Source organism: Streptomyces sp. NBC_01808, from assembly GCF_035917395.1.
Lineage (GTDB): Bacteria > Actinomycetota > Actinomycetes > Streptomycetales > Streptomycetaceae > Streptomyces.
This window is the reverse complement of the sequence record NZ_CP109072.1, coordinates 2,159,028-2,171,874: the sequence shown is the minus strand read 5'-3', so window position 1 is coordinate 2,171,874 and position 12,847 is coordinate 2,159,028. Positions and strand designations below refer to the sequence as shown.

15 protein-coding genes and 1 pseudogene are annotated in these 12,847 nt (G+C 71.8%); 7 read left to right on the top strand and 9 right to left on the bottom strand.

Annotated elements, in window-relative coordinates; translation table 11 throughout:
• Positions 1-22 precede the first annotated feature (22 nt).
• The 3 genes and pseudogenes from OG946_RS09180 to OG946_RS09170 form a co-directional block, all read right to left on the bottom strand.
• Positions 23-172, bottom strand: a pseudogene (locus OG946_RS09180) (XRE family transcriptional regulator); the annotation flags it as partial.
• A 450-nt stretch (positions 173-622) separates the two neighbouring features.
• Positions 623-1,168, bottom strand: a complete 546-nt coding sequence (locus tag OG946_RS09175; RefSeq protein ID WP_326795639.1) for a hypothetical protein — start codon at positions 1,166-1,168, stop codon at positions 623-625.
• A gap of 58 nt (positions 1,169-1,226) precedes the next feature.
• Positions 1,227-1,841 carry an ATP-binding protein gene (locus OG946_RS09170; protein ID WP_326795638.1) on the bottom strand — a complete coding sequence of 205 codons (615 nt, stop codon included), beginning with the start codon at positions 1,839-1,841 and terminating at the stop codon, positions 1,227-1,229.
• A 264-nt stretch (positions 1,842-2,105) separates the two neighbouring features.
• On the opposite strand from OG946_RS09170, the gene OG946_RS09165 reads away from it, so the two are divergent.
• Together OG946_RS09165 and OG946_RS09160 are read left to right on the top strand one after the other, a co-directional pair.
• Positions 2,106-2,993, top strand: coding sequence for a helix-turn-helix domain-containing protein (locus OG946_RS09165; protein WP_326795637.1), 888 nt, complete (start codon positions 2,106-2,108; stop codon positions 2,991-2,993).
• A complete protein-coding gene (locus OG946_RS09160) occupies positions 2,980-3,183 on the top strand; it encodes a DUF397 domain-containing protein (RefSeq protein WP_326795636.1) in 204 nt (67 codons plus the stop codon). The genes OG946_RS09165 and OG946_RS09160 overlap by 14 nt, the downstream gene beginning before the upstream one ends.
• Before the next feature lie 248 nt (positions 3,184-3,431).
• Here the strand turns inward: OG946_RS09160 and OG946_RS09155 are convergent, their stop codons facing one another.
• Positions 3,432-3,968 (bottom strand): DUF2087 domain-containing protein, encoded by a 537-nt coding sequence (locus OG946_RS09155; RefSeq protein ID WP_326795635.1) that lies wholly within the window; start codon positions 3,966-3,968, stop codon positions 3,432-3,434.
• On the bottom strand, positions 3,965-5,473 hold the full coding sequence (locus OG946_RS09150; RefSeq protein WP_326795634.1) for an amidase: 1,509 nt from the start codon (positions 5,471-5,473) through the stop codon (positions 3,965-3,967). The genes OG946_RS09155 and OG946_RS09150 overlap by 4 nt, the downstream gene beginning before the upstream one ends.
• A 104-nt stretch (positions 5,474-5,577) precedes the next feature.
• Here OG946_RS09150 and OG946_RS09145 point away from each other — a divergent pair, with 104 nt between their 5' ends.
• From OG946_RS09145 to OG946_RS09135, 3 genes are all read left to right on the top strand, one after another.
• Positions 5,578-6,171, top strand: coding sequence for a TetR/AcrR family transcriptional regulator (locus OG946_RS09145; RefSeq protein ID WP_326795633.1), 594 nt, complete (start codon positions 5,578-5,580; stop codon positions 6,169-6,171).
• A gap of 85 nt (positions 6,172-6,256) precedes the next feature.
• Positions 6,257-6,919 carry an HAD-IA family hydrolase gene (locus OG946_RS09140; protein WP_326795632.1) on the top strand — a complete coding sequence of 221 codons (663 nt, stop codon included), beginning with the start codon at positions 6,257-6,259 and terminating at the stop codon, positions 6,917-6,919.
• A gap of 141 nt (positions 6,920-7,060) precedes the next feature.
• Positions 7,061-7,333: a Tn3 family transposase gene (locus tag OG946_RS09135; RefSeq protein ID WP_326795631.1), complete on the top strand. Its 273-nt coding sequence runs from the start codon at positions 7,061-7,063 to the stop codon at positions 7,331-7,333.
• A gap of 6 nt (positions 7,334-7,339) precedes the next feature.
• Here the strand turns inward: OG946_RS09135 and OG946_RS09130 are convergent, their stop codons facing one another.
• Positions 7,340-8,224 (bottom strand): aldo/keto reductase, encoded by an 885-nt coding sequence (locus tag OG946_RS09130; protein ID WP_326795630.1) that lies wholly within the window; start codon positions 8,222-8,224, stop codon positions 7,340-7,342.
• 14 nt (positions 8,225-8,238) lie between these two features.
• Positions 8,239-9,180 (bottom strand): NAD-dependent epimerase/dehydratase family protein, encoded by a 942-nt coding sequence (locus OG946_RS09125; protein WP_326795629.1) that lies wholly within the window; start codon positions 9,178-9,180, stop codon positions 8,239-8,241.
• A gap of 70 nt (positions 9,181-9,250) precedes the next feature.
• On the opposite strand from OG946_RS09125, the gene OG946_RS09120 reads away from it, so the two are divergent.
• Positions 9,251-10,159, top strand: coding sequence for a LysR family transcriptional regulator (locus OG946_RS09120; protein WP_326795628.1), 909 nt, complete (start codon positions 9,251-9,253; stop codon positions 10,157-10,159).
• Positions 10,160-10,367: 208 nt separating this feature from the next.
• Here the strand turns inward: OG946_RS09120 and OG946_RS09115 are convergent, their stop codons facing one another.
• Together OG946_RS09115 and OG946_RS09110 are read right to left on the bottom strand one after the other, a co-directional pair.
• Positions 10,368-10,949, bottom strand: coding sequence for a TMEM165/GDT1 family protein (locus OG946_RS09115; RefSeq protein WP_326795627.1), 582 nt, complete (start codon positions 10,947-10,949; stop codon positions 10,368-10,370).
• 192 nt (positions 10,950-11,141) lie between these two features.
• Complete coding sequence (locus OG946_RS09110) at positions 11,142-11,993, bottom strand: ABC transporter permease (protein WP_442814598.1); 852 nt, start codon at positions 11,991-11,993, stop codon at positions 11,142-11,144.
• Positions 11,994-12,177: 184 nt separating this feature from the next.
• Here OG946_RS09110 and OG946_RS09105 point away from each other — a divergent pair, with 184 nt between their 5' ends.
• On the top strand, positions 12,178-12,840 hold the full coding sequence (locus OG946_RS09105) for an HNH endonuclease family protein (RefSeq protein WP_326795625.1): 663 nt from the start codon (positions 12,178-12,180) through the stop codon (positions 12,838-12,840).
• Positions 12,841-12,847 lie beyond the last annotated feature (7 nt).

The following is a 12,847-nucleotide window of genomic DNA, read 5'->3' as shown; positions in this document are numbered from 1 at the left end:
TCAGGGGAACGAGACCTTCGGCCTAGGTCCTCCGGCCCCCGCCGCCCCCGCCGGTGCGGAGGTGGATGCGCTCGCCGGACTTGCCGAAGAGGCTCAGTACGTCGACGGGGCCGCGGCCCGCGGCACCGAACCGGTGGGGGATCCGGCAGTCGAACTCGGCGGCTTCGCCGGCGGTCCTGCCGGGACGCTGCTCAGCCACTTCATCGAGTGGCGGGGCGGCTTCTGGGTCGTCGTCGCCCTCACGCTGGCCGGGATGGCCGGCTGCTTCGCCGGCATACCCGCCGTCCCCCGGCCGGGCCCGGGGGCGGCGGACGTCCGGCCGAGCGTGTCGCGGGGAGTTGGCCACGATCCGCAACCCGCACCTGTGGGGCATCTACGCGATCACGATCCTGACCACCGCCGCGTACATGATCAGGTTCAACTACCTCGCGGCCATGCTCACCGAGATCACCGCCCTGCCGGAGGTCTGGATCCCCGCCGTCCTCGCCCTCTTCGGCGGTCTGCCTGATCGGCGCCGCGCTCGCCACGTGCCCGGTCCCGCTGATCCTCGCCGACCGCACGCGTGCGCGGCGCCGACGGGACGGCGCCGGCTGACCCTGCGGCGGTCGCGCACGCGCGCTGCCTACTCCGCCGGGAAGAGCCGCAGCTTCGCGGTGTCCCCGGTGATGGTGACGACGGCGATGGACAACTCGTTGATGGTGGAGGCTCCGCCCTGGTCGGGGTGCTGGCCGAGGAGGCTGGAGGTGAATCCCGTCGCGTCGGTGGACGTCAGGTCCACGCCCTCGGCGCCGACGCCGGTCACCTGGAACGGTCCCGCCCGGAGACCGGGAACCGCCGGGATCTCGGCGCCCTTCTGCACCACGACCGTGCAGCTTCCGTCCGTACACGCCGCCAACTCGGCCTGCGTCGACGGCTTCAGCGGCTTCACCGGGGTCGGCGACGGCGGCGGGGTGGTGGGCGTCGGTGTCGGTGTGGGCGTCGGTGATTGGGGGGACGGCTCGGCCGAGCGCGAGGGTGTGGCCGACTCGGACGCCTTCGCGTCGTCCGAGTCGGAGCCGCAGCCGGTCAGTACGGCGGCGAGGGCCAGGAGGGCGACGCTTCCCGCCGCGCCGCGTGCCGCCGACGGCCTGGCAGCGGGGCGGCGGTCCGTTGAATCGGATGTGGTCATGACGGCGTTCTACCGCCGCCCGCCCGGGTGGGGTCCCCGCGCGGACAGCGCCGCGGACTCATCGAAGGGCGCACTCGGCCCAGACGGCTTTGCCGGGCCCCGGCCGCTCGGCCACGCCCCACTCGTCGGCGAGGGCGGCGACGACGAGGAGCCCGCGCCCGTGGTCGTCGTCGTGACGGGGCGCGCGGGTACGGGGACATCCGTCGCCGGTGTCGTGCACCTCGACCCGCACCGTGTCGTGCAGGGTGACGACGCGGACCATGAAGTCCCGGTCGGGTGGCCCGTACCGGACGGCGCTGGTGGCGAGTTCGGAGGTGCAGAGCCGGATGTCGGCGAGCAGGTCGGCGCCCGCGATGCCGCCGAGCGCCGCCGCGACGAAGTCGCGCGCGCGGCCGACCTCGCCGGCGTCGCGGGCGAACTGCCGCTTGTGCACGGGCTCCAGCGGGATCGGCCGCCGGGCCCGGGAAGCGGGCTGCGCCCGCGCGGCGGTACGGGCGGGGTGGTGGCCGCCGCCGGGGCTGCCGGGGCAGCGGCCGGTGCGGCAGGCGCGGTAGCGGATGTTGGCGCCGCGGATTCCGTGCGGGAGCGCCGCGTGGGCGTCGGCCGGCCACGGACTCGGCGAACCGTGCGTTTCGTGGTGGCACTGGGGAATAACCGGTTCTTCTGCGGCCATGGGCACGTCTCCTCGTCTTCCGCGCGTGGCCGTAGGCGTACGAAATGGTTTGGGTCAAGGTGCGTTCTACGCGGCGGGCTTGACACGCTGAGCTACCGGAAGACTAGAGTGCCGCCGCCTTTTGAATTCTGCAAGACTGGATTCCGCGAATCTTGGCCGGGCACTCGAACGAGTGAAGTTCATTGTGAATTCGGGGACCTTGGTGCTTTCATTTCGAGCGTCGGAAGTCCTTCACTTTGAATGACATGGGGAAGGGGAAAACGCATGGCGGAACGGGCGACGGGATCGACGGTGCCGCGGAGGCAACTCGGCCGGTACTTACGTGACCTGCGGAATCAGGCACGGCTCACGGTGCGCTCGGCGGCGCACCAACTGGAGTGGTCCGAAGCGAAGATGTGGCGCATCGAGACGGGACAGTCGTCGCTGCGCAGCTTCGACGTGGAGACCATGTGCAAGGTGTACGGGGCGCCTGCTGATATCACCGAGGCGCTCATGGGCCTCGCGAAGGAGACGAAGGCGAAGGGGTGGTGGCACGCTTACGGCGACGTCATTCCGGAAGGCTTCGACGTGTACATCGGCCTGGAGGAGGCGGCGTCGAGCCTTGCCTCGTACCAGAATGATCTGGTGCCGGGCCTGCTGCAGACGGAAGGCTACGCACGAGCCGTCTTCCGTCGCCACAACCCGGAAGAGACCGAGGAAGACGTCGAGCGCCGCGTGCGGCTGCGCATCGAACGGCAGACGCTCCTCACGCGCGTGTCCGATCCCTCGTCTCTCCGGCTGGTTCTCAACGAGGCGGTACTGCGGCGGCCCGTGGGTGGGAAGGATGTCATGGCGGGGCAGTTGGCCCACCTCGTCGAGGTGGCCGAACGTCCCAACATCGCGATCCGCGTAGCGTCTTTCGCCGCCGGGCTCCATCTGGGCATGCTGTCGGGGTCGTTCATCGTTCTGCGCTTCCCGACGAACGGTGGCGGCGCGGAGACGGAGCCCCCCACCGTCTACGTGGATGGTTACACAGGCAGCCTGTACCTGGACAAGCCGAACGAGGTGCAGAGCTATGAGACGGCGTTCGGCGACATTTGGGAGTCATCGCTCGATGAAGAGGCGTCTCGGCGCCTGATCGCAGACACGGCAGGGAGTCATGGACAGGACTGATCTCGCAGGTGCCCACTGGTACAAGTCGAGCTACAGCAACGGACAGGCCGAATGCATCGAGGTGGCGGTCGCCGACGGCGTCGTCGCCGCGCGTGACAGCAAGGACCCCTCCGGCCCGGTGCTGACGTTCGCCCCCGACGCCTGGCGTGCCTTCGTCGCCGCCGTGCGGGGCGGGGAGTACGGCCGGTAACGGGACCGCAGGACCGCAAGCGCCCCTCCGCCGGCGGCCGTCCGGCGGCGGGGCGCCGGCCGTGCGGAAGGTGCTCACCTGTACGCACCCCGCCTCCGGCGGCACCGGTCGCACGGGGTGCGGCGCGTGGTCGACGGTGTGCTGACGGAGCCGATCGACGCGTACGTGCGGCGGGAGTTCGAGCCGGTGATCCGGGAGGCGGCCGCCGAGGGGTGACGGCCGCGGCCCGGCACGCGAGGGGTGGCCCGTCACGTGCGTTCGTACGCGGTGCCGGACTCGTTCCGCCGTAGCAGGCCCTCGTCGACGAGGGCGCGGCGCAGGCTCACCCAGTCGTCGAGCCATTCGCCGCAGATCGCGTTGACCTTCGCCTCCGAGTACGTCGTGCCGGGCTCGAACGAGGCCGTCACCACCGCCAGCACCCGGCCCCGTACCTCCGGGTCGCCCGGGATCGACGTCAGCCGGCCGCGGCGGAAGTACCCGCCCGCGCCGTCGCCGCCGCCCCGGCCCGTGAGCCGGACCTCGGCCTGGACCGCGAGCCGGAAGGTGTCGTCCCGCAGGGTGTACGTGCGGGTGGCGGCGTCGAAGGCGGCGATCCTGCCCGCCGTGAGCTTCTGGAGCGCCGCGGCGGCGGCCGGGGGGCGGAGCCCGGTGCGGGCGGCGACGTCGGTCACCGTGGTGGCGCCGAGGGCGAGGGCGGCGTAGGCGGCGCGGCGGTCGGTCTGGGCGAGGAGGCCGACGAGGTCGCGGCAGGAGGGCGGATGGTCCTCGGGGGCGGCGGCGTTCATGGGGTGTTCCATTCAGTTGTGGTGCCGGTGTCGTCCCGTACACGTACCGCGTCCCCGGGCCGGCTCGAAAGTCGTTTTCCCCCGCCCCGTCCTGCCTCCGGGTCGATCGGCGTCAGCACCCCGAGCCGGTCCTCGACCGCCTGCGCCGCCTCCAGGCACAGGTCCTCCCGGAACGCCCGCCCGACGATCTGCACCCCCACGGGCAGGCCGTCCACGACACCGGTCGGTACGGCCACGCCCGGCACCCCCACGAAGCTCGTCGCGCTGCACAGCCGCATCGCCGAGGTGACCCGGTTCCGGCCCGCCCGGTCGCGGGACTCCAGCCCCGGCTCGACGGGTGGCTCGGTGAACGACGGGCCCAGCAACAGCGGGTAGGCGTCGAGGAATTCGGCCCACGAGCGGCGGAGGGACATCCACGTGCCCATCAGCGTCACCAGTTCGTCCGCGGTCGCGGGCGGGGTCTGTTCCATCGCCATCGCGATGTAGCGGTCCCCGCCCTCGCCGAGCAGGGTCCGCACCGCCGGCCAGGTCGGCGCGAACTCGGTGACGGTCAGCCGCCCGTACGCCTCCAGCACCTCGTCCAGCCGCGGCACGTCCGCCACCTCGCGCACGGCGTACCCCGCGTCGCGGAGTGCGTCGGCCGCGGTCTCGACGGCCCCGCGGATCGCGGGGTGGACGCCGCGGCCGCCCGGGTCCGCCACGACCGCGACCGTCAGCGGTCCGGGGAGCGCTTCGCCGTACGGCGGCACCGGTACGGCCCTGGGGTCGCGTGGGTCGGTTCCGGCCAGCGCCTCGTACGCCAGCCGCAGGTCCGCCACCGTCCGGGCCAGCGGTCCTTCCGTGACCAGCATCTGGGACGCCGGACCCGGGTCGTCCGGGCCGAGCACGCGGTGGTCCGCCGGGAACCTGCCCGTGGACGGCTTCAGCCCGGCCACCCCGCAGAACTGGGCCGGTATCCGCACCGAGCCGCCGGAGTCGTTGCCGAGGCCCAGCGCCGCCATGCCCGTGGCCACGGCGACCGCGTCGCCGCCGCTGGACCCGCCCGGGGTGCGGCTGCTGTCCCAGGGGTTGACGGTGTCGCCGAAGAGTTCGCTGCGCGTGTGCATCCCCGCCAGGATCAGGGTGGGGATGTTGCCGTGCCCGATCGGGATGGCCCCGGCCGCGCGCAGCCGCGCCACCGGAGGCGCGTCGGCCGCCGCCACGAGATCGCGGAAGCGCTTCACCCCGAACGTGGTCGGCACCCCCTCGACGGGGGTGCTCTCCTTCACCGTGAAGGGCACGCCCGCCAGCGGTCCCAGCGCCACACCGGCGGACCGCAGGCGGTCGGTCCGGGCCGCGGCCTCGCGTGCGCGCTCCGCGAGGAGTTGGGTGACCGCGTTCACCTGCGGGTTGATCTCGGCGATGCGGTCGAGGTGGCTGTCGACCAGTTCGACGGCCGAGACATGTGCGCCGCGTACGGCTTCCGCCTGTTCGGCGGCCGGCAACTTCCAAAGGTCGTCCCGCATGGCCTTTCTTCTTCCTCCTCCACGTTCCGATGCGGCTGCATCGGAACCGTCACCGTACTCTGTATCCGATACGAGCGCATCGGAATAAGGAGGCGGCCGGAAGCATGCCCAGACAGGTGGATCACGAGAGCCGGCGCCGCACCATCGCCGAGGCCGTTTGCCGTCTCGCCGACGAACGCGGCCTGGAGGGCGTGACCCTGCGCGATGTCGCCGCCCGCGCGGAGGTGTCGATGGGGGCCGTGCAGCGGTGCTTCCGTACCAAGGAAGAGATGCTGGTGTTCGCGCTCGGGTACGTGGGCGAGCGGATCGGCGAGCGCGTACGGGCCCGCCTCGTCCGGAGTCCGGCCCAGTCGGCGGGTACGGCGCTGGGGCACGCCGCCGCCGAGGTGTCACTGCTCGGGGGCGAGCACCGCGCCGAGGCCAGGGTCTGGCTCGCCTTCGTCGCCCAGGCGGCCGTCAGCGAAGCGCTCGCCGGAACGCTGCGGGCGAACTACGCGGGCCTGCACGAGGCGTTCGTCCGGCTCCTCGCGGAGGCCGGTGAGGGTGCCGGGCGGGCGGAGTCCCTCGATCCGCAGCGCGAGGCCCGTGCGCTCCTCGCCCTCGCCGACGGCCTCACCGTCCACGTCCTCGTCGGCCATCTCACCCCGGACGAGGCGCACGACGTCCTCCACGCGCACCTGGCCGGCCTCTGGGGGTGAGCCGGCTCATACGGCTCTTGGCGTGGGGTGCGGCATTTTGTATCGTGTGGAAACAAACGCGCTTCTCCACCCCTGGGGGTTACGTATGGGCAGGCCCACGGACATCGGTGTCTTCAAGGCACTGCTCCTCGACATGGACGGTACGCTCCTCAACTCCGACGCCGTCGTCGAGCGCATCTGGCGCCGCTGGGCCGCCGAGAACGGCAAGGACCCCGAGGAGATCCTGCGCCACGCCCACGGGCGGCAGGCGCACGCCACCATGGCGCACCTCTTCCCGGAGCGGCCCGTCGAGCAGAACCTCGCGGACAACGCGCGCATGCTCGCCTGGGAGACCGCCGACACGGACGGCATCGTGCCGGTGCCGGGGGCGCCGGAGTTCATGGCGGGTCTCGCCGGGCTGCCGCACGCACTCGTCACGTCCGCGGACCGGGCGCTGTCGCAGGCGCGGATGGCGGCGGCGGGGCTGCCGGTGCCGGCGATCTCCATCACAGCGGAGTGCGTGAGCGCGAGCAAGCCGGACCCGGAGGGGTTCCTGAAGGGGGCGGCCGACCTGGGGTTCGCGCCTTCGGAGTGCGTCGTGTTCGAGGACGCGGCGGCGGGCATCGCGGCGGCGCGGGCGGCCGGGATGCGGGTCGTGGGGGTCGGCCCGCGGGCGGCGGCGGAGGGGACGGACGTCCACGTGGAGTCGCTGGCGGGCGTACGGATCCGCCCCCTGGGCGGCGGCGCCCTGCAGTTGACGGTGGCGTAGCCGGGGGAGCGGGCAGCCGCGGGGCGCCGCGGCCGGGGTAGCGGGCCTCCGGTCGGTGGCCCCCCCGGGGCGTACGCGGGCTCGATCGTCAGTGGGGCGGCCTACCCTGGGCAATCCGGAGGACGACCTGCCGAAACCTCGATGCTCGCCCTGCACCTGCTGCGGTCCGCGCTCGTCCACGTCAACACGCTGCTGCTGCAGCAGGTCCTCGCCGAGCCGGCCTGGACGAAGAGACTCTCGGACGAGGACCGACGCGGCTTGACCGCGCTGTTCTGGTCCAACACCAACCCGTACGGCACCTTCCGCCTGGACATGGACAAGCGCATCGACCTGGGCTCCTCGGCAATGGTGCCCGGGCAGCGGAGGGCCGCAGGGCACAGCCGAACGCGGTCAAGGTCGGCAATCGACCCGTGACCCAGCTCAGCCCGGCAGGGCGTCCTCAAGTTCCACCATCTCCTGCGCGTCCAGCGTGAGGTCAACGGCCCTGGCGGAGTCGGTGATGGACGCCGGGCGGCTGGCTCCCGGTACCGGGATCACTGCCGGGGAGCGGGTCAGCAGCCAGGCCAGGGCGATCTGCTGTGGGCTGACGCCGCGTTCTGCGGCGATGCGGTGGAAGGCGGTGCCGATGGAGGTGGGGCCGGAGGGGCCGTCGAGGGAACTGCGGGAGATTCCGCCGAGTGGGCTCCAGGGCAGGAAGGCCAGCCTTAGCTGTTCACTCAGCTGCAGCTCGGGCTCGCTGTCGCGGACGGCGGGCGAGTACTGGTTTTGCACGGAGACGAGCCCGTCGCCGAGGATCTGGTGTGCCTGGCGGATCTGGGCGGTGGTGACGTTGGAGATGCCGGCGGCGCGGATGATGCCGGCGTCGAGAAGCTCCCGCAGCGCGCCGACGGATTCCGCCCACGGCACGGTCGGGTCCGGCTTGTGCAGCTGGTACAGGCCGATCGCGTCGACGCCCAGGCGCTTGGCGGAGGCTTCAGCGGCTTGCTTGAGGTGGGCGGGGGTGGCGGTGACGGTCCAGGTGCCGTCGCCGGGGCGGCCGCGGCCGCCCTTGGTAGCCACCAGGACATGGGAGGTGTCGCCGCCGTAGCGGGCCAGGGCGCGGGCGATCAGCAGCTCGTTGTGGCCCGCCTCGCCGGCGTGCCAGTGGTAGCTGTCGGCGGTGTCGATCAGGGTGACACCGGCGTCGAGGGCGGCGTGGACGGTGGCGATGGCCCGCGTCTCGTCCGGGCGGTGCTCGATGGACAGCGGCATGGCACCCAGACCGATGGCGCTGACCGTGGTGTGGGCGATGGTGCGGTACTGCATGGTGGCCCTGTTCCTTAATCGGTGGGAGCGGCGGAGATGGCGGCGAGGGCTTCGGCGACGGCGTCGGGCAGCCAGTCGGTGGTGCGGGAGAAGGAGAAGCCCAGCACCTTCGCGCGGGCGTTGCTCATGGCGTAGTGGCGGTCAAAGGAAAACGGCGAAGCCTCCTCGCCCGCCGGGACGGACCGGTATACGGCCCCCCGGCCGGCCTGCGTGGCGACGATCTCAGCGAGGCCGTGTACATCGAGCGAGCCGTCGGAGCAGGCGTTGACCGGGCCGGTGAAGTCGGCCGCGGTCGCCCACACCAGCAGGTCCGCCAGCTCCTCGTAGTGGATGAAGACCGTGGGCAGCGCCTTCTCGTGCACAGTGATCTCTTCGCCCTGGGTGATGCGCCCGGCATAGTGCGCCAGCCGGCCGGTGAACTCCTGCGCACCGCCGCCGACCACGTGGGCGCTGCGCACAGTGGCGAAGGCAAAGCTGCCGGCGCGGGCGAACACGGCCTCGGCCTGCCGCTTGCCCTCGGCGTAGTGCGCCTCCAGGTAGGCGTCGTCGTACCAGGGCAGGTCGATGGCCACCTGCCAGGTGGCCGGGTCTACGCTCTCCTCCGGCACGGGTGTCCCCGCGGGCACGGCCGGCAGGGCGGCGGTCGCGGGGTCGTAGACCTCGATCGTGGAGGTCATGACGTAGCGCCGGGTGCGGCCGGCAAAGGCGCGGGCGGCGATAGCGGCCTGCACCGGGGTATAGCAGACCTGGTCCACCATGACGTCGAAGGTGCGGGCGTCGAGCGCGGCCATCAGGGCGGCCTCGTCGTTGCGGTCGACCACGAGGTGCTCGACACCGGCGGGCGGCGGGGTGGAGCCGCGGTTGATCACAGTGACCTGGTGGCCCGCGGCCTGTAGGCGCTCTACCAGGAGCTTTCCGAAGTACCGGTTTCCGCCGATGACGCAGATCTTTTGCATGCCCCCATCCTGGAGACCTATCGTCATTAGCAGAAGTCCCGACTTACTGGATACGCATTAAGGAAAACTGTTGATCGATGTGCAGCGGCTGCGCGTGCTGCGGGCGGTGGCGGAGCATGGCAGCTTCAACCAGGCGGCTGCGGCTCTCCGCCTGACCCCCTCGGCCGTCTCCCAGCAGGTGGCTGCCCTGGAGCGCAGCCTCGGTGCCCAGGTCGTCGCGCGCAGCACCCGAGGCGTCACCCTCACCCGGGCCGGCCAGATCATGGTCGGCGTCGCCGAATCCGTCGCCGCGGAGCTCGAACATGCACAACAGCAGGTCGCAGAGCTCAGCACTGGCCGCACCCAGCTCACCATCGCCACTTTCACCAGCGGCGGCAGGCTCATGCTGCCCGCCGCCCTCACCCAGCTCATGGCAGCGCATCCCCGTACCGTGCTCCACGTCAGGGAGGGCGAACCCGAGGACACCCTTCCCCTCGTCCGGCAGGGCGCCGTGGACCTCGCCCTCGCCTACCACTTCGATGGCCCGCTCCCCGTCGGACCGGCCCCCAGCCCCAGCCTGGAGTGGACGCCGCTCCTGGAAGACCCCCTGCACGTCGTCCTGCCGCCAGGGCACCGACTCGCCAACCACGACGCGCTCGACCTTGCCGAACTGGCCGCAGAACCCTGGGTGCTCGGCTGCCTGAAGACCGAGGCATACCTGCGCCGCTACGCTGAGCACGCCGGTTTCGATCCGGAAATCCGCGGGACCACCACCGACTACTTCTTCGCCCGCTCCCTTGTGGCCGCAGGCATGGGAATCTCCCTGATCCCCTCCATCGCACTCGCTCCCGAGATCCCGGGCCTAAGTACCGTCCCGATCAAGTCGCGGGGGCCGATCCGGCACATCGGCGTCGCCACAATCAGCGGCCGTGACCGGCCCCACGTCACGACGCTCATTCGCTCCCTTCGCGAGCAGGCGATGCGGCACAACGGGCATTGATCCGCCACGTACCCACGGAACGCCGACGGGGGCGGCGTTTCACAGGTGTCCGCCTGTGAAACAGACCGCCCGGCGGCACGCGACCTGCGGCGATCATGTTTCATGAGTTGTGGCAAACAGGGACGGATGAAACACCCCCATGAAACGATCCCGGCGTGACCGACCGTCGGGTTTTCCGTGCTCCGCGCGTGCCCCCGGGGGGCTTGGGTCAGCCCCTGATGGCCTCGTAGATGCTGAAGCCCGCCAGGACCAGCATCACGGCCGCCGCCACCTTCGTGATCAGCTTCAGCGGTACGTACCGCATCAGCGTCCGGCCGCCCAGGATCCCGATCGCCGCCACCGCCCACAGCGCCAGCACCGCGCCGATGCCGACCGAGAGCCAGTCGTCGTAGCGCGCGGCGAGGTTCGCGGTCATGATCTGCGTCAGGTCGCCGAACTCGGCGACCAGGATCAGCATGAAGCCCGCCCCCGCCACCTTCAGGAAGCTCTGGTCGGCGGGGGCTTTGACCTCTTCCTCGTCGTCGTCCTTCTTCAGCAGCAGGACCAGCGCGCCGGCCAGGAACAGCGCGCCGACGATCGCCTGCACCGGCCGCTGGGGGAGTTGTGCGAGCAGGCTGCCGGCGGCGATGGCGAGGCTGACGTGGACGACGAAGGCGGCGGCGACGCCGGCGAAGACGTAGGAGGCGCGGTAGCGGGTGCCGAGCATGAGTCCCGCGAGCGCGGTCTTGTCGGGGAGTTCGGCGAGGAAGACGACGCCGAAGACGATCGCGACGGTGCTGAGGCTGAGCAAGGTTCCTACTCTCGGTCGGGCGCCGTACCGAGAGCGTGAGCGCGTGACAGACCTCGGCACGGCAGCGTCAACGGACACTGCGGCCGAAGGTCTCGCCGGCGCGGAGATCCTGCGGCCTGCCGGCCGTGCAGTTCCGCGCTCCGGGCGCCGGCCCAGCGGGCTGGGCAGTATGTCGACGACACCGGCTGAGGGCTACTCCCCTTCAGACGTCCCCGAGTGTAGGCGATGCACCCGGCCGTGGGCGACCAGCTCCAGCGTCACCGCGACCGCCACCGCCTGCACCGCCATCAGCGCGACCAGCACGAAGAGCTGCACCGCACCGGCCTCGACGGGGGACGCGCCGCCCAGCAGCATGCCGACGTACGCGCCGGGGAGTGTGACGAGGCCCACGGTGCGGGTCTGGTCGAGGCCCGGGATCAGGGCGTCGGAGGCGGCCGGGCGGGCTATCTCCAGGCGCGCCTCGTGCTCCGGGAAGCCGAGCGCGAGCGCCGCCTCCACCTCGCCGTGCCGGGCGGTCAGCTCGTCCAGCGCGCGGCGGCCGCCGAGTACGGTGCCGGTCAGCGCGCCGCCGATGAGGATGCCGCTGACGGGGATGAGGGCGATGTCGTCGACGGCGACGAGGCCGGTGAGCAGCAGCGTGGCGACGACCGGGGTGACGCCGGTGGCGATGGGGACGGCGGCCCAGCGCCAGGTGCGGTTGTGGGTGATGCGGCGGCCCGCAGTCCAGGTGGCGACGGCGAACATCAGGGCCACGAAGGCGAGGAGCAGGGGCACGGCGCGTACGACGTAGCCGATGACGAGCGAGACGGCGGCGAGTTGGGCGGCGGCGCGCAGCCCCGCGGTGGCGATGGCGCGCGCGTGTGGTGAGCCCCCGAGGGGTATTCGGCTCTTCCCGCCCCCTCGTTTCCCGCCGCCGGCGCCGCCTTTTCCGCTCTGCCGGTGCTCGTTTCCCTCGCCGAGCCGGGCCACCGCGGCGACGGTGACGGCGGCGGCCAACAGGGCGGTGAGCACGGCCGCGAGGGTGACGTTGACGGGCAACACCAGCCGAGCGTAGTCCGGTCGGGGGGCGGCGGCCCCGGGGGCGTGGCGAGGGCGAACCCGGTACGCGGTCTTGCGGATGACATGGTCATGTCCTCAAGGTGTTACCTGGCGACTGCAGAAACGACACTTCGCAGCGCCAGCATCCACGTGCACGTGCACAACACCCCCCATAGATCCGGGAGTTCGTATGTCCGGCATTTCTCAGCGGCCGCTCGCGCGGCTGAAGGTCTACGCGCGTCACCTCGCCGCGCCGCTCGCGGCGGCGGCGCTGCTGCTGACCGCGGCACCCAGCGCCCAGGCCGAACCGCCCGCCCCGCCCAGCCCCGACACCGCCCGCGGCTACCTCGCGGAGATCACCACCGCGCCCGAGGGCTCCTCCGACGGCTACGACCGCGACCTCTTCCCGCACTGGAGCACCCAGTCCGGGGCCTGCAACACCCGCGAGGTCGTCCTCGAACGGGACGGTGAGAACGTCGAGCAGGACGCGAGCTGCGCCGCGGTCAGCGGTTCGTGGTACTCGCCGTACGACGGTGCGACCTGGACCCAGGCCTCCGACGTCGACATCGACCACATGGTGCCGCTCGCCGAAGCCTGGCGCTCCGGCGCGAGCGCGTGGAGCACCAGCGAGCGCGAGCAGTTCGCCAACGACCTCGGCGTCGCGCAACTGCTCGCGGTGACCGACAACGTCAACCAGTCCAAGAGCGACCAGGACCCGGCGGAGTGGATGCCGCCGTCGACCGAGTACCACTGCACCTACGCGAGCATGTGGGTGTGGGTCAAGCACACGTACGACCTGACCGCCGACGACGCCGAGAAGGCGAAGCTGGAGTCCGTCCTCTCCGGCTGCTGACGGGCTG

Coding starts and splice junctions, on each gene's coding strand:
- OG946_RS09175 (WP_326795639.1), bottom strand. CDS start 1,168: ATGACCACATCCGATTCAACGGACCGCCGCCCCGCTGCCAGGCCGTCG.
- OG946_RS09170 (WP_326795638.1), bottom strand. CDS start 1,841: ATGGCCGCAGAAGAACCGGTTATTCCCCAGTGCCACCACGAAACGCAC.
- OG946_RS09165 (WP_326795637.1), top strand. CDS start 2,106: ATGGCGGAACGGGCGACGGGATCGACGGTGCCGCGGAGGCAACTCGGC.
- OG946_RS09160 (WP_326795636.1), top strand. CDS start 2,980: ATGGACAGGACTGATCTCGCAGGTGCCCACTGGTACAAGTCGAGCTAC.
- OG946_RS09155 (WP_326795635.1), bottom strand. CDS start 3,968: ATGAACGCCGCCGCCCCCGAGGACCATCCGCCCTCCTGCCGCGACCTC.
- OG946_RS09150 (WP_326795634.1), bottom strand. CDS start 5,473: ATGCGGGACGACCTTTGGAAGTTGCCGGCCGCCGAACAGGCGGAAGCC.
- OG946_RS09145 (WP_326795633.1), top strand. CDS start 5,578: ATGCCCAGACAGGTGGATCACGAGAGCCGGCGCCGCACCATCGCCGAG.
- OG946_RS09140 (WP_326795632.1), top strand. CDS start 6,257: ATGGGCAGGCCCACGGACATCGGTGTCTTCAAGGCACTGCTCCTCGAC.
- OG946_RS09135 (WP_326795631.1), top strand. CDS start 7,061: ATGCTCGCCCTGCACCTGCTGCGGTCCGCGCTCGTCCACGTCAACACG.
- OG946_RS09130 (WP_326795630.1), bottom strand. CDS start 8,224: ATGCAGTACCGCACCATCGCCCACACCACGGTCAGCGCCATCGGTCTG.
- OG946_RS09125 (WP_326795629.1), bottom strand. CDS start 9,180: ATGCAAAAGATCTGCGTCATCGGCGGAAACCGGTACTTCGGAAAGCTC.
- OG946_RS09105 (WP_326795625.1), top strand. CDS start 12,178: ATGTCCGGCATTTCTCAGCGGCCGCTCGCGCGGCTGAAGGTCTACGCG.